Here is a 22,713-nt window from a genome sequence, read left to right on the forward strand (position 1 = left end):
ACTGTTGAGGGGGTCGATCGCGGGGAACCGGGCCTGTATGACGACGACGCTCGGCCTCCCCGAGGCCATCCAGGCCTGCCTCTTCGACCTCGACGGGGTCGTCACCCGCACGGCCGTCGTCCACGCGGCCGCCTGGAAGGAGATGTTCGACGCCTTCCTGCACGAACGGGACGGAGACGGATTCCGGCCGTTCGACGCGGGCGACGACTACGACGAGTACGTCGACGGCCGCCCGCGCGCGGACGGCGTCCGCGCCTTCCTCGCCTCCCGCGACGTCCGACTGCCCGAGGGAAGCCCCGACGATCCGCCCGACGCCCAGACCGTGCACGGCCTGGGCAACCGCAAGAACGCACTGCTCCTGGAGAAGATCCGCACCCAGGGAGTCCAGGCCTACGACGGCACCCTGCGCTACCTCGAAGCAGCCCGTGCGCGGGGGCTGCGCACGGCGATCGTCTCCTCCAGCGCCAACGCGCAAGACGTGCTGCGGTCCATCGGCGCCGAGGACCTCTTCGACGTACGCGTCGACGGCGTCGTCGCGGCGGAGCGGGACCTGCCCGGCAAGCCGCACCCCGACACCTTCCTCGCCGCCGCCCGCGACCTGGGCGTCGAGCCCGCGGGGGCGGCCGTGTTCGAGGACGCGCTGGCCGGGATGGACGCGGGCCGCTCGGGGAACTTCGGGTACGTGGTCGGCGTTGACCGGGTCGGACAGACCGACGCGCTGTACGCGCACGGCGCGGACGTCGTGGTGAAGGACCTCGAGGACCTTCTCGGGCAGGGAGGGCGCGCGTGATCACCCAACGGTCGTACGCCGTCGAGCCGTGGTGTGTACGCGAAACGGAACTCAACCTCGACGTCCTCGCCCAGAGCGAGTCGGTCTTCGCGCTGTCCAACGGGCATGTGGGCTGGCGGGGCAACCTCGACGAGGGCGAACCGCACGGCCTGCCCGGCGCCTACCTCAACGGCGTCCACGAACTGCACCCGCTGCCCTACGCCGAGGCCGGCTACGGCTATCCGGAGTCCGGGCAGACGGTCATCAACGTCACCAACGGCAAGATCCTGCGGCTGCTGGTCGACGACGAGCCGTTCGACCTGCGCTACGGGCGGCTCGTCACCCACGAGCGCGTGCTCGACCTGCGCCGGGGCGTCCTGGAGCGGACCTGTGAATGGACCTCCCCCGCCGGATCCACCGTGCGGGTGCGCTCGACCCGGCTGGTCTCGCTCGCCCAGCGGGCCGTCGCCGCCGTCGCCTACGAGGTGGAGGCGGTCGGCAGCCGCTCCCGGGTGGTGATCCAGTCGGAACTGGTCACCAACGAGAGCCTGCCCGATCCGAACGGCGACCCGCGCGCGGCGCGCGCCCTCAAGTCGCCTCTGGAGCCGGAGGAGGACGTGGCCGTCGGCCGTCGCCTGCGGCTCGTGCACCGCACGAAGCGCAGCGGGCTGCGCGTGGCCGTGGCCGCCGACCACAACGTCACCGGCCCGGAGCGGACCACCCTCAGCAGCGAGAGCAACGTCGACGTCGCCCGTCTCACCGTCACCTCCGTGCTGGAACCCGGCGAGCGGCTGCGCGTGGAGAAGCTGGTCGCGCACGGCTGGTCCGGCGCCCGCTCACGACCCGCCATGAGCGACCAGGTGGAGGCGGCCCTCGCGGCGGCCGGACACAGCGGCTGGGACGGCCTGCTCGACGAACAGCGCGCCTACCTGGACGACTTCTGGTCCCGCGCGGACGTCGAGGTCGACGGCGACGAGGAGATCCAGCAGGCCGTCCGCTTCGCCCTCTTCCACGTCCTGCAGGCCGGCGCCCGCGCCGAACAACGGGCCATCCCCGCCAAGGGACTGACCGGCTCCGGATACGACGGCCACGCCTTCTGGGACACCGAGACCTTCGTGCTGCCCCTGCTCACCTACACCGCTCCCGAGGCCGTCGCGGAGGCCCTGCGCTGGCGGCAGAACACCCTGCCCGCGGCCCGCGAGCGGGCGGTCCAGCTCGGACTGCGGGGCGCCGCGTTCCCGTGGCGGACGATCGAGGGATCGGAGGGGTCGGCGTACTGGCCGGCCGGGACCGCCGCCTTCCACGTCAACGCGGACATAGCCCACGCCGTGGTGGGCTACGTCGCGGCGACGGGGGACACCGACTTCGAGCGCTCGACGGGCGTCGAACTGCTTGTGGAGACCGCCCGGTTGTGGCGCTCGCTCGGCCACCACGACGCACACGGCGCGTTCCACATCGACGGCGTCACGGGGCCCGACGAGTACAGCGCGGTCGCCGACGACAACACGTACACCAACCTCATGGCCCGGGCGAACCTCCTCGCCGCCGCCGACGCCGTCGAACGCCATCCGCAGGAGGCGGCCCGGCTGGGCGTCGACGACGAGGAGAGCGCCGCCTGGCGGGACGCCGCTCAGGCGGTGTACCTGCCCTACAACCACGACCTCGGCGTCCACGAACAGCACGCCGGCTTCACCCGCTACCAGCAGTGGGACTTCTCCGGCACCCGCGCCGACCAGTACCCGCTGCTGCTGCACTTCCCCTACTTCGACCTGTACCGCAAACAGGTCGTCAAGCAGGCCGACCTGGTCCTGGCGATGTACACCTGCGCGAGTCACTTCGACGACGAGCAGGTCGCCCGCAACTTCGCCTACTACGAGCCGCTGACCGTCCGCGACTCCTCCCTCTCGGCGTGCTGTCAGGCCGTGATCGCCGCGCAGGCCGGCCATCTCGACCTGGCCTTCGACTACACGACCGAGGCGGCGCTGATGGACCTCGCCGACCTGGAGCACAACACCCGCGACGGACTGCACATCGCGTCCCTGGCGGGCACCTGGACGGCCCTGGTCGCGGGCTTCGGCGGGCTGCGCCGCGACGCCGAGGGTCTGCGCTTCGCGCCCCGGCTGCCGCAACGGCTGAGCCGGCTGGCCTTCAGCGTCCAACTCCTCGGCCGGCGGCTGCGTGTGGAGATAGGCCCGGACAAGGCCGCGTACTCCCTGCTGTCCGGCCCCCCGCTGACACTCCATCACCACGGAGAGCCGGTAAGGGTGAACGGCGACGGACCCGTGGTGCGTGCCGTGCCGCCCGTGCCGGACCGTCCGGCGCCGCGACAACCCCTGCACCGGGGGCCGCAGACCCGCCTGTAGCCCATGGCGGGAACGGCCCGCCCGGGCCGGCTCAGGCGCGCACGCTCCACTCCCTGCGCCATCTGGCGATCTGCTGCGCGGGATCGCCGGTGTACGACCAGGGCGTGCGCGTCGCCCGCCGGCCGAGCATCCCCAGCAGCGGCGCCGCCACGTCCGCGACGCCCGCCGAACACGCGGCGTGCGCGAGGGTGTTGACGTCGCGCAGCTCGCCCGGGGCGACGCCGTCGTCCTGGCGGCCCATGATCCATCGGTCCCAGGTGCGGCGGACGTCGCTGACCGCGCCGTCGTTGTGCCAGTGCTGGCCGAGGCCCACCGAGGCGGAGCGGCCCGCCGTGCTGTCCTGGGAGTGGCGGAACTCCTCGACCCGCGCGTACTGCACCAGCACCGGCAGCGGGCAGCCAGGCGGGGCCACGCCGGCCGCGTCCCGGGCGAAGTCGTACATCAGACCGTGCGAGCCGTGCCAGCGGGCGGAGTAGTAGTGCAGCACCTGGAGGTGGCCCTCCATGCTGTAGGGGTCCCGCCGGTGCAACTCGTCCCACCAGCGGGCCAGTTCCTGCCGCCGCACGCCGGACGGGTAGAGGCGGGCCACCGAGATCAGCGAGGTCCACGGCGTCGGGTCGTCCGGGCAGGACTCGGCCGCGGCCAGACAGGCGAGCACCGCGCCGTCGACGCGGTGCTGCTCGATCGGCACGCCCCGGCCCGCGGCGATCGCCAGGTTGAACGCCCGGGCCGTCTCGGTGGCCGCCCGCAACACCAGCGCGTCGGCGCTGCGCGGTTCGGCGGCCAGCCAGGTCTCCACCGTCGAACTGCCCGCGCAGGCCTGTGCCAGCATCCGCACCCGGTGACCGCGGGCCAGGCGGTCGGGGCCGGTCGAGCGCAGCAGCTCGCGCAGTCCCTGCCAGCGGCCGATGACGATGTCGTGCCGGACGGAGGAGAGTGCGGCGTCCCCGCAGTCGGGGTCGAAGTCGGGGGCGAATCGGTCCCGCGCCATCACGGCCCCTCTCAGAAGTCGGTGGGGAGACCGTCGTGGGAGTGGGCGGCGGGACGGCCGTGGGGCACGTAGTCGGTCCGGACGGTCAGTGCGGCGTCGAGCCGGGCGGGCCGGTAGTAGTCGCTGCCACGCCGCCAGTACCAGAGCATCGGCGCCAGTCCCACGGCGAGCCCGCCGATGCCGATGGCGACGGCCGCCGGGTCCAGTTCGGCCAGCGACTCGGCGAAGACCCAGAACATGAACAGCGCGCCGAACAGCGGCCACAGCCCGCCGAGGACGAAGTCGGACAGGGAGGTCAGCAGCGTTCTGCGGTAGGCCACGACGGCCGCGAGGCCCGCCAGACCGTAGTAGACCGCGATCTGCAGGCCGATCGCCGAGATCGCGTCCGCGAGGATGTCGCCCACCGAGCCCAGCAGGTCGGCGGCGACGAACAGCGCCAGCGCCACCCCGCCCACCACCGCGATCGCCACCCAGGGCGTGTTCCAGGTGCGGTGCACGCGGCCCAGCGCGGAGGGCATCGTACGGTCGCGGCCCATGGCGAACAGCGAGCGGGTGACCTGGATCAGCGTCGTCTCCAGGGTGGCCACGGTCGACAGCATCACGGCGACGATCAGCAGCTTGCCGCCCCAGCCCGGCCACACCTCCTGGCCCAGCGCCGCCAGCACGTTCGCGCCGTTGTCCTCGATCTGCTGCGAGCTGAGGACGACGTTGACCGCGATGGTGAAGACCTCGAAGAGCAGGAAGACGACGCCGACGCCGATCAGTCCGGCGAGACCGGTCGTGCGGCGGCTGTCGCGCGTCTCCTCGCTGAGGTTGCTCGTCACGTCCCAGCCCCAGTAGTAGAACGCCGCGACCAGCGCGCCGGACGCGAAGCCGGACACCCCGTGGAAGTGGCTGAAGCCGAGCCAGGACCAGTCGAAGGGCAGCGAGTTGTCCGTGTGGAGGAGGGCGAGCACCGCGAACAGCGCCAGGATCGCCAGCTCCACGCCCGACATGATCAGCTGCGCGCGCACCGTGAGCCGGGCCCCGCCCAGCACCACCGCCAGCATGACCAGGAACCAGGCGGCGCCGACGACGGTGGACAGCGCGGTGTCGTCGGCGAGGCCGTCGTCGAAGAGGGCGAGCGTCATCGACCCGGCCGGCAGCGATCCCGCCACCATGAAGATGGTCGCCGAGACGACCAGCGCCCACCCGCTGATGAAGCCCAGGAACGGATGGAGCGTGCGCCCCACCCAGGAGTAACTGGCCCCCGCGTTCACGTCGATCCGGCTGAGCCTGCTGAACGCCAGGGCGATGCCCAGCATCGGTATCGCGCAGTACAGCAGCGCCGCCGGTCCCGCCAGGCCCACGGCGCCCGCCAGGACCGCCGTGGTGGCCGCGATGGAGTACGCCGGGGCGCTGCCCGCGACCGCCATCACCACCGTGTCGAAGGTGCCCAGCACATTCGCCTGGAGCCCTCTTCCGATGCCGTTGCTCATGCGCTGCTTTCCTTCGTGCACGCCGCCCGGGTCGGGGAGGCCCGACGGCGTATGGGGGGTGAGGGTCGAGCGCCGCCGCGGCCCGGGAGGGATGGCCTCGAAGGACGGCGGTGGCCAAAAGCGCGGAGGGCGCCGTCCGAGCACTGCGTCCCCGGACGGTCACACCGAGTGTGCGAGTGACTATAGCCCGAAAGATTGAGCTTTCAAGATTGAACGGGTGGGTAATGTGCGGCCGCTCTTACGCAGGTGACATGTGTCGCGATTGGAGCGGGCCGCACGGGAAACGCGGACGGGGAAGACAGCACCGCGACCGGCGAGGAGGCACCATGGGCACGGAGTCCGAGGCGATGGGCGACGACGTCTACCAGCCCACCGGATCCAACGAGGAGCAGGAGGACGGCGCACCGCTCGACCTTCAGGACGCCCTCGACGAACGCACTTACGACGACACCCTGGACGAGGGCTACTCCCCGCCGGAGAAGCCGCTCGGCGTGACCAAGTACGGCACCACCGCGGCCGAGCAGCACGAGGGTGAGAGCCTGGACCAGCGGCTCGCCCAGGAGGTACCGGACACGGCCGAGCCGGCCGGTGACGGCGTCGGGGACCTGCCCGGCGGCGAGGGCGAGCCCCTCGACCCCGAGGCGGGCGACCGGCGTGCGGGCCGGCTCGTCGCCCCCGACGAGGGCGCCCATCCCGACGCCGTCAAGGAGGAGGTCGCCCGGGACGTGGGCGTGGACGGCGGGGCCGCGGGCGCCGAGGAGGCCGCCGTCCACATCGTCGAGGAGTGAGCGTCCCTCGTGCGGCCGCCCGCGTCGGTCAGTCCCCGATCCGGTCCAACTGCCGTAGCCGGTTGGTGGCGTCGAGGGCGGCGACCTTGTACGACTCCGCGAGCGTCGGGTAGTTGAACACCGCGTCCACCAGGTAGTCCACGGTGCCGCCGCAGCCCATCACGGACTGCCCGATGTGGATCAGCTCGGTCGCCCCGCTGCCGAAGCAGTGCACGCCCAGCAGGGTGCGGTCCTCGGGAGAGACCAGCAGTTTGAGCACGCCGTGCGCGTCGCCGATGATCTGCCCACGGGCCAGTTCGCGATAACGGGCCACGCCCACCTCGAACGGCACCCGCTCCTCGGTGAGCTGGTCCTCCGTGCGCCCCACGAAGCTGATCTCCGGGATGGTGTAGATCCCGATCGGCTGGAGGTGGTGCATCTGCCCGACCGGCTCTCCGCAGGCGTGGTAGGCGGCCGCCCGGCCCTGCTCCATCGCCGTCGCCGCGAGTGCAGGGAAGCCGATGACGTCACCGACGGCGTAGATGTGCCCGACCGGTGTGCGATAGTGCTCGTCGACCTCGATGCGCCCGCGCCGGTCGGCCGTCAACCCGGCCTTGTCGAGGTCGAGTTCGTCGGTCAGGCCCTGCCGGCCCGCCGAGTACATCACCGCGTCCGCCGGGATCTTCTTGCCGCTCTCCAGCACGGTCAGCGTGCCTCGCGGATGCCGTTCCACGGCGGCCACGGTCTCCCCGAATCGGAACGCCACGGCCAGGTCGCGCAGGTGGTACTTGAGCGACTCGACCACCTCGACGTCGCACATGTCGAGCATCCCGGCCCGCTTCTCCACCACCGTCACCTTGCTGCCCAGCGCCGCGAACATGCTGGCGTACTCCATCCCGATCACGCCGGCGCCCACGATCACCATCGACTGCGGCACCCGCTCGACGGTCAGGACGTTGTCGGAGTCGAGGATGGTCCGCCCGTCGAACTCCACGCTCTCCGGCCGGGCCGGCCGGGTCCCCGTGGCGATGACGATGTGCTCGGCGCTGATCAGCCGCTCCTGCCCGGTGGCCTCGCGCAGGGCGATCGTGTGGTCGTCGACGAACCGGCCGGTGCCGGCGAACAGGGCGACGTGGTTGCGGCTCAACTGGCTGCGGATGACGTCGATCTCACGCCCGACCACATGCTGGGTGCGGGCGGTCAGGTCGGCGACGGTGATGTTCTCCTTGAGGCGGTAACTCTGTCCGTACAGGTCGCGCTGGGTGAGGCCGGTGAGATAGAGCACCGCCTCGCGCAACGTCTTGGAGGGGATGGTTCCGGTGTGGAGGGAGACCCCGCCGACCATGTCGGGGCGGTCGACGACGGCCACCCGGCGGCCCAGTTTGGCCGCGGCTATGGCGGCCTTCTGGCCGCCGGGACCTGATCCGAGGACGAGCATGTCGAAGTCGGGCACCCTCCGCAGTCTGGCAGGGCGGGGGCGGTCGGGGAAAGGGCGGGGGCGACTACGGCAGCAGCTTCTCGATCGCGCCGGGCCCCTCCTCGGCGAGCTTGCGCCGCGCCCATTCGAGGGTGCGCGGAGTCACGTCGCGTCCCGTGGCGAGGATCATGTCCTCCGCGGAGACCTCGGTGCCGGTGCGGGTGTGGAGCAGCTTGTCCGGGGTGGCGCGGTCGTCCGGGGAGGGTCGGGCGGCGCCGGGCTGTGACGTCGGCATGATGTCGGCTCCTCGCGTCCGAAGGAATGTACTAACACCATTCATCCTGGAGCCGCACCCTGCAATCGCGATCACCCCGGGCCGAGATGCCACGATGATCGGGCAGAGGTGTAATGGGCGGTGTCGGGGCGTCCCAACCACTGTGCGGCGGCATCGCCGCACGGCAGGAAGGCCCAGCTCATGGAACCCACCGCTGCCGGGAAACCCCAACGGGGGGGACTTCGCAGACTCGGCGCCTGGTGCGCCCGTCACTTCCTGTTCGTCATCCTCGCCTGGCTCGTCGCCCTGGTGGCGCTCCAGGTCACCGACCGCGCGGTCGGAGGCACCTTCGAGGACAACTTCGCGCTCTCGGACACCCAGTCCCAGAAGGGCCTGGACGTCCTCAAGGAGCACGACCCGCAGGCCGGCGGATACAGCGCGCAGATCGTCATGCACGACGACCAGAAAGCCCTGAGCGCGCTGAGCTCGCAGATGTCCACCACGGTCGGCGACCTGCAGAAGCTGCCCCACGTCCTGTCGGTCCAGAACCCCCTCTCGCAGAGCCCGACCAAGATCGGGCCGGTCTCGAGCGACGGCAAGACCGGCTACATCACCATCCGCTTCGACGAGCAGCCCAACACCCTCGGCGACGCGTACCTCAACGGAGTCGACCAGGCCGTCCAGCCGCTGCGCGCGGCCGGCGCCGACGTCGAGTACGGCGGCTCGCTCGGCGAACTCGCCCGGCCCAAGGCCAACGACTTCATCAGCGAGGGGATCGGCTTCGCGGTCGCGATCGTCGTGCTGCTCGTCGGCTTCGGCAGTGTCATCGCCGCCGGCCTGCCCCTGGTCACCGCACTGATCGGGGTGGTCACCGGTCTCGCCGTCCTCGGGCTGCTGGCCGCCGCGTTCACCTTCGCGACCGTCTCGCCGACCCTCGCCACCATGATCGGCCTCGGCGTCGGCATCGACTACGCGCTCTTCCTGATCACCCGGCACCGGCAGAACCTGATCAACGGTGCCGATCCCGCCCAGGCCGCCGGACACGCCACCGCCACCAGCGGCCGCGCCGTCCTCGTCTCCGGCACCACCGTGATCATCGCGCTGCTCGGCCTGTACGCGTCCGGGGTGTCCTTCATCGGCAAACTCGGCATCGCCGCCGCCGTCACCGTCGTCTCCGCCGTGGCGGCGGCGCTCACCCTCGTGCCCGCCATGCTCGGGCTCGCCGGGCGCAGCATCGACCGCTGGCACGTCCGCAGGCCCGTCGCCGAGACCGACGCCGAACCGGGCGCCACCCCGCACGGCACCTGGCACCGGTACGCCAAGCGCGTCGAACGCAGGCCCTGGCAGTACCTCGCCTGCGGCGTCGCCGTCATCGCGATCCTCGCCATCCCCGTCTTCTCCATCCAGCTCGGCCACATCGGCGACGGCGCCGACCCGACGTCGTTCACCGACCGGCGGGCCTACGACCTGATGACCGACGCCTTCGGACCCGGTTCCAACGGCCCCCTCACCGTCGTCATCGACCAGACGTCCGTCCCCACCGACAAACGCTCCGACCTGCAGTCCCAGGCGCAGAAGACGCTGAGCGCCGTGCCCGACGCGGCCACCGTCACCCCGCTCACGCCCACCCAGGACGGCGACGTGCTGATCGGCACCGTCTACTCGACGCAGGCCCCGCAGGACGCCGTCACCACCCGGCTGACCAACCGACTCGTGGACACGACCCTCCCCGACGGGGTCTCCGGCTACGACGCCAAGGGCTACGTCACCGGCACCACGGCCGCCCAGGTCGACTTCCGCGACATCGTCGCCAGCCGGCTCCCGCTGATCATCTGCGTGGTCGTCGGCCTCGCGTTCCTGATCATCCTCGCCGTCTTCCGCGGCCTCCTCGTCGCCGTCAAGGCAGCCGTCCTCAACGTCCTGTCCATCACCGCCTCCTACGGCGTCGTCGTCGCGGTCTTCCAGTGGGGCTGGGGCGGGCCCGCGCTGGGCGTCAACGGCGACGTGCCGATCGAGAGCTACGTGCCGATGATGATGTTCGCGATCATCTTCGGCCTCAGCATGGACTACGAGATCTTCCTGCTCTCCCGCGTCCACGAGGCGTGGCTGCGCACCGGCGACGCCAAGGACTCCGTCGCCCACGCCCTGGAGATCACCGCCCGGGTCATCACCTGTGCGGCCCTGATCATGGTGAGCGTCTTCGCCGCCTTCATCATCAGCGACAACATCGTCGTCAAGATGCTCGGACTCGGCCTCGCCGTCAGCGTGCTGATCGACGCGACCGTCGTCCGGCTCCTCATGGTGCCGGCCGTGATGACGCTGCTGGGCCCGCACGCCTGGTGGACGCCACGGTGGCTGGACCGGATCCTGCCGCACATCGACGCCGAGGGCGACGCCGAGACCCTCAGCGGTCCTCGGGACGGTCCGCCGCGCTCTCCGGGGCCAGGACCAGCATCGTGACGTCGTCGCGGATCGCGGGGGAGTACCGCCGAACGTCCGCCCAGACCCGGTCGGCTGTCGCCGCCGGGTCGGTGCCGGCGGCGAGCGCGGGCAGCCGGTCCAGCAGGGGGTAGAACACGCCGTCGGCGTCCCGGGCCTCCGAGACGCCGTCCGAGGCGATGAACAGACGGTCGCCGGGGCGCAGCGGCAGCCGGACGGCGGTCGGCGAAGCGCCCGCCAGCCCCAGCCCGAGCGGCGTCCACGGCACCACGTCCACCTCGATGGCGGCGCCGTCGCGCAGCAGCACGGGCGGCGGATGCCCGCACGCGACGACGCGCACGGCGTCCGCGTCGGGCGTGAACTCCACCAGGACGGCCGTCGCGAACAGCTCCGCCGTCGCGTCCCGAGCGGAGTCGACCACCAGCCGCCGGTCCAGACGGCCCGCCAGCGACTCCAGGTCCGGCTGGTCGAGCACCGCCTCCCGGAACGCCCCGAGCAGCGAGGACACCGTGGCCACCGCCGCCAGCCCGTGCCCCTGCACATCCCCCAGCACCGCCCGCACCCCGTGAGCGCTCTCGCGTACGTCGAAGAAGTCGCCGCCGACCAGCGTCCCGCGCTGCGCCGCCCGGTACAGACCCGCGCACCGCACCGGACCGACCCGCCCGGGCACCGGCGGCGCCACGGCGCGCTGCGCAGCCTCGGCGATGGTGCGTTCGGTGTCCAGCTGCTGGTCGCGCCGGTGGCGTACGAACGCCACGAACACGCTCAGAAGCGCCACGAAGGACACCGTCAGCACATCGGTCTGCCCCGGCCGGTCGAGCTGGAACGCGGGCACGTTGAGCATCACGACGACGGCCACGCCCAGCACCGCGGTGACCGCCGGCCCGTACGACAGCACCGCCAGCGGCGGGATCGCGCCCAGCAGGAAGCCGATGTCCAGCGGGTCGGGACTGACCAGCGTGGCGACGCAGACGCCGGCCGCCAGCGCGAGCGGCAGCGCCCGCACCCAGCGCGGCGGCGGCGCGCCCCGCAGCCAGCCCCGCCGGTCCCCGTCCAGTCGTCCCATTACCCCCACGCTCCACCCCGGCGCGGGGCCGCGCACGCCGAGATGTCCCTCAGTCCCCGCGAAGGTCAGGAGCGTCGAGCCGGCGCGCCCCCTCCGCCAGCAGGGTCTCGACATCGGCCAGCACCTCCGTGACGCGCAGGCCGAAGGCGGCGTCGCATGGGTGCGGGCGGCGGTCGCGGGCCGCGGCGAGCAGCTCGTCCGCGGCACGGGTGAGGGCGTCGGCGGCGTCCGCGCCGCCCTGCGGGAGCCGGGTCACTCCGGCCGTGCCGCGGAGCTCGAGGCTCGCCCCGGCCGCCGCCGGTGGGGCCGTCAGGCTGAGCGTCAGCGTGCTGGAGGCGCCGTTCGCGTGGTCCAGGACCGCATGGACGGTGTCGCCGGGGCCCTGGGTCGCGGCCGCCACCCGGCGGACGTCGCCGAGTACCGGCAGCAGCACGGACAACGCGTGCGGGCCCACGTCCCACAGGGCGCCCTTCTCTCCGCGCCAGGGCGTGGCGAACGGGCTCTCGCTCTCCTCGTGGAAGACGTCCCCGAGCCACTGGGCGTGCGCCGTGAACCATCCTCCGGCGGCCGCCTGCTGGGCGATCCAGGCACGGGGCTCGGACACGAACCGCGTGGTGAAGAAGACGACCGAGGCGACCCGCGCCTCCCGTACGGCCCGGGCCACGGCCCGCGCTCCCGTCACCGTCGCGGCGACGGGCTTGTCCAGCAGGAGATGGCGGCCGGCTCCGGCGGCCCGCACCGCCAGGCGCGCCTGGACGTCGGGCGGCAGGGCGACGGCCACCGCGTCCACGTCCGCGAGCAGGGCGTCGACGTCGACGTAGGCCCGTGTGTGATGGCGGTCCGCGAGTTCCTCGGCGGCCTCCCGTCGACGACCCCAGACGCCGACGAAATCGAGATCCTCGTGGGCGTCGAGGACGGGGGCGTGGACCAGACCGGCCCAGGGGCCGGTGCCGAGCAGACCGATGCGCATACCGCCGACTCTCCCTGCCGTTGCCTGACTGGCGCCCCCGGGCGAGCCTCGCACACCGGAAGCGGCGAGTACATGCCGACCGGTCCTCAGGCCGCCCGGACCTCGTCCGCCGCGCCCGTCGCCGCATGCGCCCCTGCGCCCGTCGCCCCGGTGTCCGCGGCGCCGCCCGGTATCAGACGCAGGTGCCGTCGGCGGCCGGCGTGGCGGCGCTTGGCCGCGACCGGGGCGAGCAGGCGTTCCTCCACCCGGTCCATGAAGGCCAGCAGGACGGACACCAGCGGCAGCAGCAGTACGGCGATCCAGAGCACGGCTTCTCTCCTCGTCAGGCGACAGCATGCCGAGTGCTCCGTATCGGGCGGCTGATGCCTGCCGGACACGGTCCGGGACGAAACGGGCGTGGTGAAAGCCCGCCATGAGGAGTGCCGGGGCAGCCGCCCGCACATGTCCTGGGGCGCGGGCCGCCGCTGTGCCGGTGCCCGCGGAACGGCGGCGGCCGTTGGGCGCGCGCACAAGGAATCCTTCGCCCGCCGTACACGGAACACCTGGTCGTGGGCCTCGAAGGGCCTCGGCGCCCGCACGGTCGACCACCCGTACGGCGGCCCGGGGGCACGGCAGCCGGACGGACCGGACCGGACCGGTTCGGCCTCCGCCGCCGCCGGGCGACGACGCGACGACGCGACGACCGAGCGACCGCGAGGACCGGGACCGCGAACCGCCCGTCGGACCGTCCATGCCGAAATCAGTCGTGCGCACCCCCTGGGGACCGACCGGACGGTATGCCATCCTTCGGGGCACGACGAGTCGACGGCGGGACACGCCCCGGGGGAGGACCGCGATGCATCACGCCCTACGGTCACGGGCCGCGTTCCACCCCGCACCGGCCGCGCCGTCCGCGCCCGCCCCGCGGCAGCGTCCGCAGCCCGGCCGCTCGCTGATCGACGCCGACGCCCTGCGGGTCCTGCACCGCGCCGCCCGGGTGCTCCTGGCGGACCTCCCCGATCTCACCGACCGGCTGGTCGCCGCGATCCAGGAGCAGGAGCCCGCCTACCGCGCGACCGTGACGAGCGATCCGGGCGCGACCTGGCAGGAGGTGCACCGCTCGCTGCGGCACAGCGTGTCCTCGCTGCTCGACCCGCGCGGCAGCCGGGACGCGGCCCGCCGCTGCTCGTGGAAGATCGGCGCGACCCGCGCGGAGCAGGGGCTTCCGCTGGACGCCCTGCTGCACGCGTTCCGGCTCGGCGGGTCCCTGGTGTGGCAGGGCCTCATCGAGGAGACCTCCCGCACCGCTCCCGAGGACGTGCGCCTGCTCGTCCACGTCGCCTCCGACGTGTGGAACTTCGTCGACGAGCACTGCTCCCTCGTCGCCGACGCCTACCGGCAGGCCGAACGGCAGCTCGCCTGGCGGCGGGAGAACCGGCTGCGGCTGCTCGCGGGCGCGCTGCTCGACGGCGCCTGCCGGATCGCCGACCTGCCGGAGACCTCCCACGCGCTGGACCTGCCCGAGGAGGGCCGGTACCTGGTCGTGGCGGTGGCGGGCGGCGGCCCCTCCGACGCGGCCGCCGCACGGGCCGCGCTCGCCCGCGGCAGCCGTGTCTACTGGCACACCGGGGTGGAGGTGGACTACGGCATCGTCCTGCTCGCCGGGGACGGGACCGCCGCCGACAGCGCCGACGGCGACGGCGACGGTGAAGGCGAAGGCACGCCCGGGACCGAGGGCCCGGGCGAGGGAAACGGCGCCGCCGGTCCGTCGCCCGCCGCGTCCCCGCACTGCGGGCGTGCGCGGGCGGGTGTCAGCACCGCCGTGTCGGGGCTGGCCGCCGTCGGGGACGCCCGCCGGCTCGCGGACGTCGCTCTGGACATGTGCCCGAGCACCGGCGGCACCGTCCGGCTGACGGATCACATTCCCGCCGCGCTGGTCCTCTCCGCCCCCGATCTGGGCACGGCGCTGGTCGCACGGGTGCTCGGACCGCTCGGTGGACTGGAACCGGCCGACGAGGCCCTTCTCCTCGACACCCTGGCCACCTGGCTCGCCTGTGACGGCTCCGCCCAGCGGGCGGGGGAGCGGCTGTACTGCCACCGCAACACCGTCCTGAACCGCCTGCGCCGCTACGAGCAGCTCACGGGCCGCTCCCTCTCCCGGCCCGCCGACCTGGTCGAGATCAGCCTCGCCCTGACGGCCCGGGGCCTGCGCACCCGCTGAGCGGCGTCCCGCCCCTTCCCCTCGCCCGACCGCCTGCGGACTCCGGCGTCGCCGCCGTCGCGTCCGCCCCCGCCCGGTCTCTGGGCAGCCGCACAAGCCCCCCGACCTCGCGTTGGGGCGGCGCAGCGACCCCGACCGCGTGCCTGTACCGCCCCGCGCCGGCCGTGCTGTCGTGAGCTCCCTTTCCCCCTGAACGCCGTGCCCGTCGGCACGGCCCCGAGGAGCCGCGATGCCCCAGGCACCCCCACAGGAGCGGCCCGCACTGCACGTCGAAGGTCTCGACGTGACGTACGGGCGGGCCGTGTCAGCCCTGCGTTCCGTGTCCCTGACCGTCCCGTACGGCGCGGTGGTGGCGCTGCTCGGCGCCAACGGCGCCGGCAAGTCCACCTTGCTGCGGGCGGTGTCGGGCACCCTGCGCCTGCACCGCGGTGCCGTGACCGCCGGGCTCGTCCGCTACGGGGAGACCGCCCTGGACGGCCGTGACCCGGTCGCGGCGGTGCGGGCCGGGGTCGTCCAGGTCCCGGAGGGGCGCCGGGTCTTCGCCGGTCTGACCGTCGAGGAGAACCTGCGCAGCGGCGGCCTCGGCCTGGGCCGGCGGGCGCCCGCACAGGTCCGTGAGGCCCGGGACCGCGTGTACACGCTCTTCCCGGTGCTCGCCGAACGCGGACGTCAGCAGGCCGGGCTGCTGTCCGGCGGTGAGCAGCAGATGCTCGCCATCGGCCGGGCCCTGATGGCGGCGCCCCGGCTGCTGCTGCTCGACGAGCCGTCCCTGGGGCTGGCCCCGCGCATGGTGTTCCGGATCGCGGAGGTGATCCGTGAGATCAACGCCCAGGGCACGGCCGTCCTGCTGGTCGAACAGAACGCGGGCATGGCGCTGTCGCTCGCCGGTCACGCCCATGTCCTGGAGGTGGGCGAGATCCGGCTGTCCGGACCGGCCGACGACCTCGCCCGCACGGACGCGGTGCGCCGCCTCTACCTCGGCGACCCGGCCGGCGACCAGGGGGCCGCGTGAAGCTCCGCCCCACCGCCGGCGCCGTTCCCGGCCTGCCCCCGGCGCCGCCGCCCGAACTGAGCGTGCGGGACGTGACCGTCCGCTTCGCCGGTCTGACCGCCCTGGACGCGGTGTCCTTCACCGTCGCCCCCGGCTCCGTGCACGCCCTGATCGGCCCCAACGGCGCGGGGAAGTCCACCTGCTTCAACGTCCTGTCGGGCCTGTACCGCCCGGCGTCCGGGCAGGTACGGCTCGGCGACACCCCGCTGACCGGGCTCCCGCCCCACCGGATCGCGGCCCTGGGAGTGGCCCGCACCTTCCAGAACATCGTCACCACCGAGGGCACCGTCGCCGACAATCTGATGCTCGGACGGCACGTCCTCTCCCGCGCCGGCTTCGCCGCGACCGCGCTGCGCCTGCCCGGCGTCGCGCGCGAGCAGCGCGCCCATCTCGACCGGGCCCGCGAGATCGCCGAACTCACCGGGCTCGCCGGCCACTTCGACACGCCGGTCGCCCTGCTCTCCTACGGCGACTGCAAACGCGTGGAACTCGCCCGCGCGCTGTGCCTGGAGCCGCGTGTCCTGCTGCTCGACGAGCCCGTGGCCGGCATGAACGCCGCCGAACGCGCTCGCACGGCCGGGACGGTGGACGCCGTGCGCGCCGAACTCGGGTTGTCCGTGCTGCTGGTGGAGCACGACATGGGTCTGGTGATGCGCCTTGCCGACGAGGTCACCGTTCTCGACTTCGGCCGCCGCATCGCCCACGGCTCTCCCGACGAGATCCGCCGCCACCCCGAGGTGCTGCGCGCCTACCTCGGCACGCCAGGAGAGGACCCCGCATGACCGCCCTTCTCGACAGCGTCCTCGCCGGACTGGCCCTGGGCGCGGTGTACGCCCTGGTCGCGCTCGGCTTCGTCGTGATCTTCAAGGCGTCGGGGGTGCTCGACTTCGCCCACGGATCGCTGCTGCTGTTCGGCGGATACCTCATCGCCGTCCTCCACGACGACCTCGGCTTCCCCGGCGCCCTCGCCGTGTCCGTGCTGGCAACGGCCGCGCTCGCCGGCGCGCTGGACCGGCTGCTGCTGCAACGCGGCGACCCCGACCCCAGGGCCGCCCATGTGCAGACGATCGTCACCATCGGCGTGGACATCGTGCTGCTCACCGACCTGTCCCGGCGCATCGGCGGTGATCTGCTCACCCTCGGCGACCCCTGGGGCGACTCGGTGACCCGGCTGGGTTCCGTGACCGTCGCCGACAGCCGGCTGGCCGCGATCGCCGTCGCCACGCTCGCCATCGGGGCCGTCTTCGCCCTGTTCCGGTTCACGCCCTGGGGGCTCGCGTTGCGGGCCGCCGCCGAGGACAGGGAAGCGGCCGCCCTCATGGGCGTACGGCTGAGCCGGGTGCGCATGCTCGCCTGGTGTCTGGCCGGAGCGCTCGCCGCGCTGGCGGCCGTGTTCCTCGCCGCGTTCCCGGCGCCCGGACTGGAACGGACCACCGGGCAGATCGCCCTCAAGGCCTTCCCCGCGGCGATCCTCGGCGGTCTCGCCTCCCCGCCCGGAGCGCTGGCGGGCAGCCTGATCATCGGTCTGACCGAGGCCCTCGCGGCGGGCTACCAGTCCGAACTGCACGTCCTGGGCGACGGGTTCGGCGACGTGGCCCCCTACGCCGTGATGGTGGCCGTCCTGCTGGTGCGGCCCACCGGCCTGTTCGGCGCGAAGGGAGCGACCCGTGTCTGACAGCATGCCGAAGAGAGCCGTTCCGGGGACCGCCGTTCCCAGGAGCGCCGTTCCCCGGGGCCTGGTTCCCCAGGGCGTTTCCCAGGGCGTGGTGGTCCTGCTGTGCGCGTTCCTGCTGTGCGCACCGCCCTTCTACCTGGACGCCTTCTGGCTGCGCACCGGCCTGTTCTCCATGGCCGCCGCGATCGGCGCCGTCGGCCTCGGCCTGCTCGCCGGCACCGCCGGCCAGCTCTCCCTGGGGCACGCCTTCTTCCTCGCCGTGGGCGCCTACGGCTACACCTGGCTGGCCGGCGAGCCCGGCCCCGGCCTGCCGCCCGCGCTCGCCGCGCTTTCGGCCGTCCTGCTCGCCGGAGCGGCCGGCGGGCTGTTCAGCCCCGTCGCCGGGCGGGTGCGCGGCATCTACCTGGGCGTCGCCACCCTCGCCCTGGTCTTCCTGGGGCACCACGTGCTGCTCACCGCCGACTCCGTCACCGGTGGCTTCAACGGCCGTTCCGTGCCGCCGCTGACGCTGGGCGGGTTCTCCTTCTCCGCCGACGGCCCCGCCCTCCACGTCCTCGGCGTGCCGTTCGGCGCCGAGGAGCGCCTGTGGTTCCTGGGCCTGGCTCTGCTGGCCGGCACCTGGTGGACCGCGCGCGGACTGCTGCGCGGACGCCCGGGCCGCGCCCTCGCGGCGCTGCGCGACAGCGAGACCGCGGCCTCGGTCATGGGCGTCGACGTCGCCCGGTACCGTTCGGCGGCCTTCGTGGTGTCGTCGATGTACGCCGGCCTGGCCGGGGTACTGCTCGCGCTCGTCTTCCGCCGGGTCGTGCCCGACTACTTCGGGCTGGCCCTCTCCGTCGACTACCTGGCGATGATCGTCATCGGTGGCCTCGGCTCGGTCGCAGGGGCCGTCGCCGGGGGCGTCTTCGTCACCGCGCTGCCCCTGCTCATGACCCGCTACGCCGACCAACTGCCCCTGGTGACCGCGCCCGGCGCCACCGACGCCGGCGTCGGCCCCACCGAGGCGGCCCGCTACCTCTACGGCGCGGCGATCGTCCTGGTCCTGCTGCACGCCCCGGACGGACTGCACGGCCTCGTCGGCCGGCTGCGGGCCCGCCTGCGCCAGGCCTCTCCGGCCGTCACCTCTCCGGCCGTCACCTCCGCCACCAGTCCCACCGCCCCCGCCGTCCCGACCGAGGAGCCCACCCCGTGAACCGCACGCACACCGGCCACCGCGTCCCCGCCGTCCTCGCCGCCGCGCTCGCGGCCCTGCTCGTCACGGCCACCGGCTGCAGCTCCAAGGCGGACGGCAGCGGCGGCTCCGAGGGCGCCGACGGCGTCAGGACGGGCCCCGGAGTCACCGCGAAGACCCTCAGACTCGGCGCCCTGACCGATCTCACCGGCCCCTACGCCACCCTCGGCAAGTCCATCGTGCAGGCGCAGCAGATGTGGGCCGACGAGACCAACGCCGACGGCGGCGTCTGCGGACGCAAGGTCGAGATCGTGGTCAAGGACCACGGCTACGACGTCCAGAAGGCGGTCACCGCCTACGCCGACCTGGCCCCGGACGTGGTCGCGCTGACGCAGGTCATCGGATCGCCCGTGGTCGCAGCCCTCCTCGACGACATCGAGCGCGACCACCTGCTGACCTTCCCGCAGGCCTGGGCGGCCTCCTTGCTGGGCAAGGACTCCGTGCAGGTCATCGGCACCACCTACGACCTCGACATGATCGCCGCCGTCGACTTCCTCACCCGGACCAAGGGGCTGGCCAAGGGCGACGCGGTCGGGCACGTCTACTTCGAGGGCGACTACGGCGCCAACGCCCTGGAGGGCTCGACCTGGGCGGCCGAACGGGCCGGGCTGAAGATCGTCCCGCAGAAGATCAAGGCGACGGACACCGATCTGTCCGCGCAGGTGTCGGCGTTGCGCAAGGCGGGCGTGAAGGCCGTCCTGGTCAGTGCGGGCCCGGCCCAGACCGCGTCCCTGGTCGGCGTCGCCGCCTCGCGCGGCCTGCGGGTCCCCGTCGTCAGCAGCGCGCCCGGTTTCGCGCCCCAGCTGATGAAGACTCCCGCGGCGCCGGCGCTGGCGGCCCTGCTGGACGTGGTGAGCGCCGCGCCCGCCGTGAGCTCGGACCTGCCCGGCGTCAGGGCGATGGTGGCCGCGTACGGGAAGAAGTACCCAGACTCGCCGGTCGACTCGGGCGTGCTCTCCGGATACAACGCCGCCCGGCTGCTGGGCGCCGACCTCAAGAAGGCCTGCGCGGCCGGCAGCCTGGCTCGCGAGGACGTGGTGAAGGCGCACCGTTCGCAGAAGAGCGCCGACACCGGACTCGGCTCCCCGCAGGACTTCTCCGACCGCTCCCGGCCCGCCGCCCTGTCGTCCTACGTCCTCAAGCCCGACGCGAAGGCGGTCGGCGGCCTCGTCGGCGTGGAGGACGCGCACCGGGCGCCGGGGATCACGGAGTACCTGGCACACCGATCCTGACCCGCCCTCGACCGATTCAGCGGCCCTGCTGCTGAATGCGTTCGCCGATGTCCATTGGACCCGCGGCCGACGGCGGGGCCAGTCTGGAGACGTCCGGTGCGCCGCGATCAGCTTCCGGTGCACCGGACGTCCCGTCGCCCGACCGCATACCGAAAGAGGCCGCGAGCCATGCACAACCGCCGCATCGGTGATCTGGACGTCAGCGCGATCGGCCTCGGCGCCATGCCGATGTCGATCGAGGACCGCCCGGACGAGAAGCGCTCCCTCGCCACGATCCACGCCGCGCTGGACGCCGGCGTGACGCTGATCGACACCGCGGACGCCTACCACCTCCATGCCGACGAGGTCGGCCACAACGAGACCCTGATCGCCAAGGCCCTCGCCTCCCACGACCGCGGCGGCGACGTCCTGGTCGCCACCAAGGGCGGCCACCTGCGCCCCGGCGACGGCAGCTGGACCCTGGACGGCAGCCCCGCCCACCTCAAGGCGGCCTGCGAGGCCTCGCTGCGCCGGCTCGGCGTGGAGGCGATCGGCCTGTACCAGTTCCACCGCCCCGACCCGCGCATCCCCTACGCCGAGTCGGTCGGCGCGCTGAGCGAACTCCTGGACGAGGGCAAGATCCGCGCCGCCGGCGTCTCCAACGCGAACCCCGAGCAGATCCGCGAGGCGCAGGACGTCCTCGGCGGGCGGCTGGCCTCCGTGCAGAACCAGTTCTCCCCGGCCTTCCGCTCCAGCGAGCCCGAACTGCGCCTGTGCGACGAACTCGGCATCGCGTTCCTGCCGTGGAGCCCGCTCGGCGGCATCTCCCGCGCCCGCGAACTGGGCTCCTCCTACGCGCCGTTCGCCCACGTCGCCGAAACCCACGCGGTGAGCCCGCAGCGCGTCTGCCTGGCGTGGATGCTCGCCAAGTCACCGGTGGTGGTGCCGATCCCGGGCGCGAGCCGCCCCGAGACCATCCTCGACTCCCTCGCCGCGGCGGAACTCGTCCTGACCGCCGACGAGCTGGCGGAACTGGACGCCGCCGTCTGACACGACCACCCGGCCGCACGGATCCGCACGGCGGGCGGATCCGTGAGCGGTCATGGCCGGATCGAGACCCCGACGAGTGGGATGAGCGCCCGGCACGCATGAATCGCCCAGGTCCGGGCACACGCAGCGCAAACAGGAGAGAGGGGCGCTCGTGATCGTTCCGGACCCGAAGGTCGCCAGGACGTTGCTGACCCGCTACGCGACGCTGAAGATCGCTCAGGCGGAGAGGGAGACGCCGCAGGCGGCTCGTGAGCTTCAGGACGTGACGTACACCTTGTGCGTGCTGATGGGCACGCCCGACGTCCGCGAGGCGGTCGCCGCGGCGGACGCTCTGCTGGAGTCGGCGGCGGCGACGCCCGCGGCTGACGCCGGGCACGCCGGGAACGGACTGTCCCTGGCGGTGTGAGGACGGCGTGAGGGCGGCGAGAGGCCGGTCCCCGGGCGCGGCGGTGTTCCTTTGGGAACACCGCCGCGCCCGGGTCCGTCACGAGGCGGCGGAGCCGCAGCGGTCGGGGCGCGGGACGCCGGGTTCCGGGGGCGATCCGGCCAGCCATTCCGCGATGGTGCGGGCGATCGGCTGGCCGGTGTCCACCTCCACGAAGCCGAACTGCCCCGACTGGTTGCACTCCAGGAACCACCATGTGCCGTCGGCGTCCTCGGCGAAGTCGAAGGCTCCGTACGTCAGTTCCGCCTCCCGCAGATACCTGCGCACGGCCTCGGCGAGCCGCGGCGGTACCTCGGCGGGGCGCCAGGGCGTGGTCGACGGCGAGAAGCGCACGTCCACCACGTCGGGCTCGGCGCCGGGGGCCGTCTCCTTGCGGGCGGCCAGCAGACGGTCGCCGACCGCGGTCAGCCGGATGTCCGCCCGCTTGGCCACCCGCCGCTGCAGCAGCGTCGGGCCGTAGGCGACGGCGGCGAAGTCCGCGCCCGGCGGCACCCGGGTGGTGGGCACCGCGCGGGGCGGATCCTGTGGGTGCGCCCCGGAGACGGGCTTGACCACCAGATCCGGGTAGCGGTCGGCGAACTCGCGTGCCGCCTGCGGGAAGGTGGTGATCAGCGTGGCCGGCACGGGCAGGCCGCAGCGCTGCGCGAGCCGGAGCTGCCAGGGCTTGTGCCGGGCGCGCAGCGACGCGTCCGGGTGGTTCATCCAGCGTGCTCCGGTACCGCGGAGCATGCCGTAGAGCGCCTGTGAGGACTCCTCCGTGAGCCAGGCCGAGGGCTCGGGCGCCCGGGCCGCGGGGGCGCCGGGACGGCGGACCCACACCGACCTGAGCCCGTCGAGGCTCACCAGCCGACCGGCGGACGACAGGTGGCCGCGGAAGGCCCCGTGCACGAACTCGCCGGACAGCGCGACGGAATGGGTCAGGTCGGCCGGGTCGAACCGGACGACCGGGACGCCGGCGGCGTTCAGGTGCACGACCACCATGTCCGCCGTGACGTCCTCTTCACAGGTGAGAATGAGCACGGTCATGTCGCTTCGGCCCGTGTTCAGTCGTCGAAGTGGGTCTTGGAGCCCGCGGTCGAGGTCGTCGTCCCGAGTTCTCTCAGGAGGGCGTGGTCGCGCGCGGCGATCCGGCCGTCGAAGAGTACGTTCAACTGCAGTGCGTGATCGTAGGAGTACGGAGTGGCGAACTCCAACTCCGCAGCAGGGCGCGCGTAGTTGAGCGTGAACGGTTTCATCGTCTCTCCCTCGTCGGTACTGCTTCGATCAAGCGGTGCCGCTGTGCGACGTCACTCGGGCCCGCTGCGTGATGCTGGATG

Annotated in this window: 21 protein-coding genes; 12 read left to right on the forward strand and 9 right to left on the reverse strand. The window is 73.1% G+C overall.

Annotated elements, in window-relative coordinates:
• The first annotated feature begins 37 nt into the window (after positions 1–37).
• Together BG482_RS34215 and BG482_RS34220 are read left to right on the forward strand one after the other, a co-directional pair.
• Positions 38–790, forward strand: a complete 753-nt coding sequence (locus tag BG482_RS34215) for a beta-phosphoglucomutase family hydrolase (RefSeq protein ID WP_069773100.1) — start codon at positions 38–40, stop codon at positions 788–790.
• Positions 787–3,132: a glycoside hydrolase family 65 protein gene (locus tag BG482_RS34220; RefSeq protein WP_069773101.1), complete on the forward strand. Its 2,346-nt coding sequence runs from the start codon at positions 787–789 to the stop codon at positions 3,130–3,132. The genes BG482_RS34215 and BG482_RS34220 overlap by 4 nt, the downstream gene beginning before the upstream one ends.
• A gap of 31 nt (positions 3,133–3,163) precedes the next feature.
• On the opposite strand, the gene BG482_RS34225 is transcribed toward BG482_RS34220, so the two are convergent.
• Both BG482_RS34225 and BG482_RS34230 read right to left on the reverse strand, forming a co-directional pair.
• On the reverse strand, positions 3,164–4,123 hold the full coding sequence (locus BG482_RS34225) for a hypothetical protein (RefSeq protein WP_069773102.1): 960 nt from the start codon (positions 4,121–4,123) through the stop codon (positions 3,164–3,166).
• Between the two features lie 11 nt (positions 4,124–4,134).
• Complete coding sequence (locus tag BG482_RS34230) at positions 4,135–5,601, reverse strand: APC family permease (protein WP_069773103.1); 1,467 nt, start codon at positions 5,599–5,601, stop codon at positions 4,135–4,137.
• Between the two features lie 326 nt (positions 5,602–5,927).
• Between BG482_RS34230 and BG482_RS34235 the strand changes: the two genes are divergently transcribed.
• Complete coding sequence (locus BG482_RS34235) at positions 5,928–6,389, forward strand: DUF5709 domain-containing protein (protein ID WP_069773104.1); 462 nt, start codon at positions 5,928–5,930, stop codon at positions 6,387–6,389.
• Between the two features lie 28 nt (positions 6,390–6,417).
• Here BG482_RS34235 and sthA read toward each other — a convergent pair whose 3' ends face one another.
• Together sthA and BG482_RS34245 are read right to left on the reverse strand one after the other, a co-directional pair.
• On the reverse strand, positions 6,418–7,821 hold the full coding sequence (sthA, locus tag BG482_RS34240) for a Si-specific NAD(P)(+) transhydrogenase (protein WP_069773105.1): 1,404 nt from the start codon (positions 7,819–7,821) through the stop codon (positions 6,418–6,420).
• Between the two features lie 49 nt (positions 7,822–7,870).
• Positions 7,871–8,080 carry a hypothetical protein gene (locus BG482_RS34245; RefSeq protein WP_069773106.1) on the reverse strand — a complete coding sequence of 70 codons (210 nt, stop codon included), beginning with the start codon at positions 8,078–8,080 and terminating at the stop codon, positions 7,871–7,873.
• 180 nt (positions 8,081–8,260) lie between these two features.
• Between BG482_RS34245 and BG482_RS34250 the strand changes: the two genes are divergently transcribed.
• The gene (locus tag BG482_RS34250; RefSeq protein WP_069773107.1) at positions 8,261–10,519 is read left to right on the forward strand and encodes an MMPL family transporter; all 2,259 of its coding nucleotides are present in this window, start codon (positions 8,261–8,263) and stop codon (positions 10,517–10,519) included.
• Here BG482_RS34250 and BG482_RS34255 read toward each other — a convergent pair.
• The 3 genes from BG482_RS34255 to BG482_RS34265 form a co-directional block, all read right to left on the reverse strand.
• Positions 10,464–11,564 carry a PP2C family protein-serine/threonine phosphatase gene (locus BG482_RS34255; protein ID WP_069773108.1) on the reverse strand — a complete coding sequence of 367 codons (1,101 nt, stop codon included), beginning with the start codon at positions 11,562–11,564 and terminating at the stop codon, positions 10,464–10,466. The genes BG482_RS34250 and BG482_RS34255 overlap by 56 nt on opposite strands.
• A gap of 49 nt (positions 11,565–11,613) precedes the next feature.
• On the reverse strand, positions 11,614–12,534 hold the full coding sequence (locus BG482_RS34260; protein WP_069773109.1) for a Gfo/Idh/MocA family protein: 921 nt from the start codon (positions 12,532–12,534) through the stop codon (positions 11,614–11,616).
• Between the two features lie 86 nt (positions 12,535–12,620).
• A complete protein-coding gene (locus BG482_RS34265) occupies positions 12,621–12,842 on the reverse strand; it encodes a hypothetical protein (protein ID WP_069773110.1) in 222 nt (73 codons plus the stop codon).
• Positions 12,843–13,369: 527 nt separating this feature from the next.
• Here BG482_RS34265 and BG482_RS34270 point away from each other — a divergent pair.
• From BG482_RS34270 to BG482_RS34305, 8 genes are all read left to right on the forward strand, one after another.
• Positions 13,370–14,734, forward strand: coding sequence for a helix-turn-helix domain-containing protein (locus tag BG482_RS34270; protein ID WP_069773111.1), 1,365 nt, complete (start codon positions 13,370–13,372; stop codon positions 14,732–14,734).
• Between the two features lie 229 nt (positions 14,735–14,963).
• Positions 14,964–15,746, forward strand: coding sequence for an ABC transporter ATP-binding protein (locus tag BG482_RS34275; protein WP_069773112.1), 783 nt, complete (start codon positions 14,964–14,966; stop codon positions 15,744–15,746).
• Complete coding sequence (locus tag BG482_RS34280; RefSeq protein ID WP_176741543.1) at positions 15,743–16,567, forward strand: ABC transporter ATP-binding protein; 825 nt, start codon at positions 15,743–15,745, stop codon at positions 16,565–16,567. Before BG482_RS34275 ends, BG482_RS34280 begins: the two co-directional genes overlap by 4 nt.
• On the forward strand, positions 16,564–17,460 hold the full coding sequence (locus BG482_RS34285) for a branched-chain amino acid ABC transporter permease (protein WP_069773113.1): 897 nt from the start codon (positions 16,564–16,566) through the stop codon (positions 17,458–17,460). The genes BG482_RS34280 and BG482_RS34285 overlap by 4 nt, the downstream gene beginning before the upstream one ends.
• Positions 17,453–18,652: a branched-chain amino acid ABC transporter permease gene (locus BG482_RS34290; protein WP_370745937.1), complete on the forward strand. Its 1,200-nt coding sequence runs from the start codon at positions 17,453–17,455 to the stop codon at positions 18,650–18,652. The genes BG482_RS34285 and BG482_RS34290 overlap by 8 nt, the downstream gene beginning before the upstream one ends.
• A complete protein-coding gene (locus BG482_RS34295) occupies positions 18,649–19,923 on the forward strand; it encodes an ABC transporter substrate-binding protein (protein WP_069773115.1) in 1,275 nt (424 codons plus the stop codon). Before BG482_RS34290 ends, BG482_RS34295 begins: the two co-directional genes overlap by 4 nt.
• 168 nt (positions 19,924–20,091) lie before the next feature.
• Positions 20,092–20,952 carry an aldo/keto reductase gene (locus BG482_RS34300; RefSeq protein WP_069773116.1) on the forward strand — a complete coding sequence of 287 codons (861 nt, stop codon included), beginning with the start codon at positions 20,092–20,094 and terminating at the stop codon, positions 20,950–20,952.
• Between the two features lie 151 nt (positions 20,953–21,103).
• Positions 21,104–21,358: a DUF5133 domain-containing protein gene (locus BG482_RS34305; protein WP_069773117.1), complete on the forward strand. Its 255-nt coding sequence runs from the start codon at positions 21,104–21,106 to the stop codon at positions 21,356–21,358.
• A 78-nt stretch (positions 21,359–21,436) separates the two neighbouring features.
• On the opposite strand, the gene tgmB is transcribed toward BG482_RS34305, so the two are convergent.
• Entirely contained in the window at positions 21,437–22,423 is a 987-nt protein-coding gene (tgmB, locus tag BG482_RS34310; protein ID WP_069773118.1) for an ATP-grasp ribosomal peptide maturase, read from the reverse strand.
• A gap of 17 nt (positions 22,424–22,440) precedes the next feature.
• A complete protein-coding gene (gene tgmA, locus BG482_RS34315) occupies positions 22,441–22,632 on the reverse strand; it encodes a putative ATP-grasp-modified RiPP (protein ID WP_069773119.1) in 192 nt (63 codons plus the stop codon).
• Between the last annotated feature and the right edge of the window lie 81 nt (positions 22,633–22,713).

Source organism: Streptomyces sp. LUP30, assembly GCF_001746365.1.
In the GTDB taxonomy this organism is placed as follows: domain Bacteria; phylum Actinomycetota; class Actinomycetes; order Streptomycetales; family Streptomycetaceae; genus Streptomyces.

What these genes read in the sequence shown, in the direction of transcription:
- BG482_RS34215 (WP_069773100.1), top strand. Translation starts at nt 38, where the DNA reads ATGACGACGACGCTCGGCCTCCCCGAGGCCATCCAGGCCTGCCTCTTC.
- BG482_RS34225 (WP_069773102.1), bottom strand. Translation starts at nt 4,123, where the DNA reads ATGGCGCGGGACCGATTCGCCCCCGACTTCGACCCCGACTGCGGGGAC.
- BG482_RS34230 (WP_069773103.1), bottom strand. Translation starts at nt 5,601, where the DNA reads ATGAGCAACGGCATCGGAAGAGGGCTCCAGGCGAATGTGCTGGGCACC.
- BG482_RS34235 (WP_069773104.1), top strand. Translation starts at nt 5,928, where the DNA reads ATGGGCACGGAGTCCGAGGCGATGGGCGACGACGTCTACCAGCCCACC.
- BG482_RS34245 (WP_069773106.1), bottom strand. Translation starts at nt 8,080, where the DNA reads ATGCCGACGTCACAGCCCGGCGCCGCCCGACCCTCCCCGGACGACCGC.
- BG482_RS34250 (WP_069773107.1), top strand. Translation starts at nt 8,261, where the DNA reads ATGGAACCCACCGCTGCCGGGAAACCCCAACGGGGGGGACTTCGCAGA.
- BG482_RS34255 (WP_069773108.1), bottom strand. Translation starts at nt 11,564, where the DNA reads ATGGGACGACTGGACGGGGACCGGCGGGGCTGGCTGCGGGGCGCGCCG.
- BG482_RS34260 (WP_069773109.1), bottom strand. Translation starts at nt 12,534, where the DNA reads ATGCGCATCGGTCTGCTCGGCACCGGCCCCTGGGCCGGTCTGGTCCAC.
- BG482_RS34270 (WP_069773111.1), top strand. Translation starts at nt 13,370, where the DNA reads ATGCATCACGCCCTACGGTCACGGGCCGCGTTCCACCCCGCACCGGCC.
- BG482_RS34275 (WP_069773112.1), top strand. Translation starts at nt 14,964, where the DNA reads ATGCCCCAGGCACCCCCACAGGAGCGGCCCGCACTGCACGTCGAAGGT.
- BG482_RS34285 (WP_069773113.1), top strand. Translation starts at nt 16,564, where the DNA reads ATGACCGCCCTTCTCGACAGCGTCCTCGCCGGACTGGCCCTGGGCGCG.
- BG482_RS34300 (WP_069773116.1), top strand. Translation starts at nt 20,092, where the DNA reads ATGCACAACCGCCGCATCGGTGATCTGGACGTCAGCGCGATCGGCCTC.
- tgmB (WP_069773118.1), bottom strand. Translation starts at nt 22,423, where the DNA reads ATGACCGTGCTCATTCTCACCTGTGAAGAGGACGTCACGGCGGACATG.
- tgmA (WP_069773119.1), bottom strand. Translation starts at nt 22,632, where the DNA reads ATGAAACCGTTCACGCTCAACTACGCGCGCCCTGCTGCGGAGTTGGAG.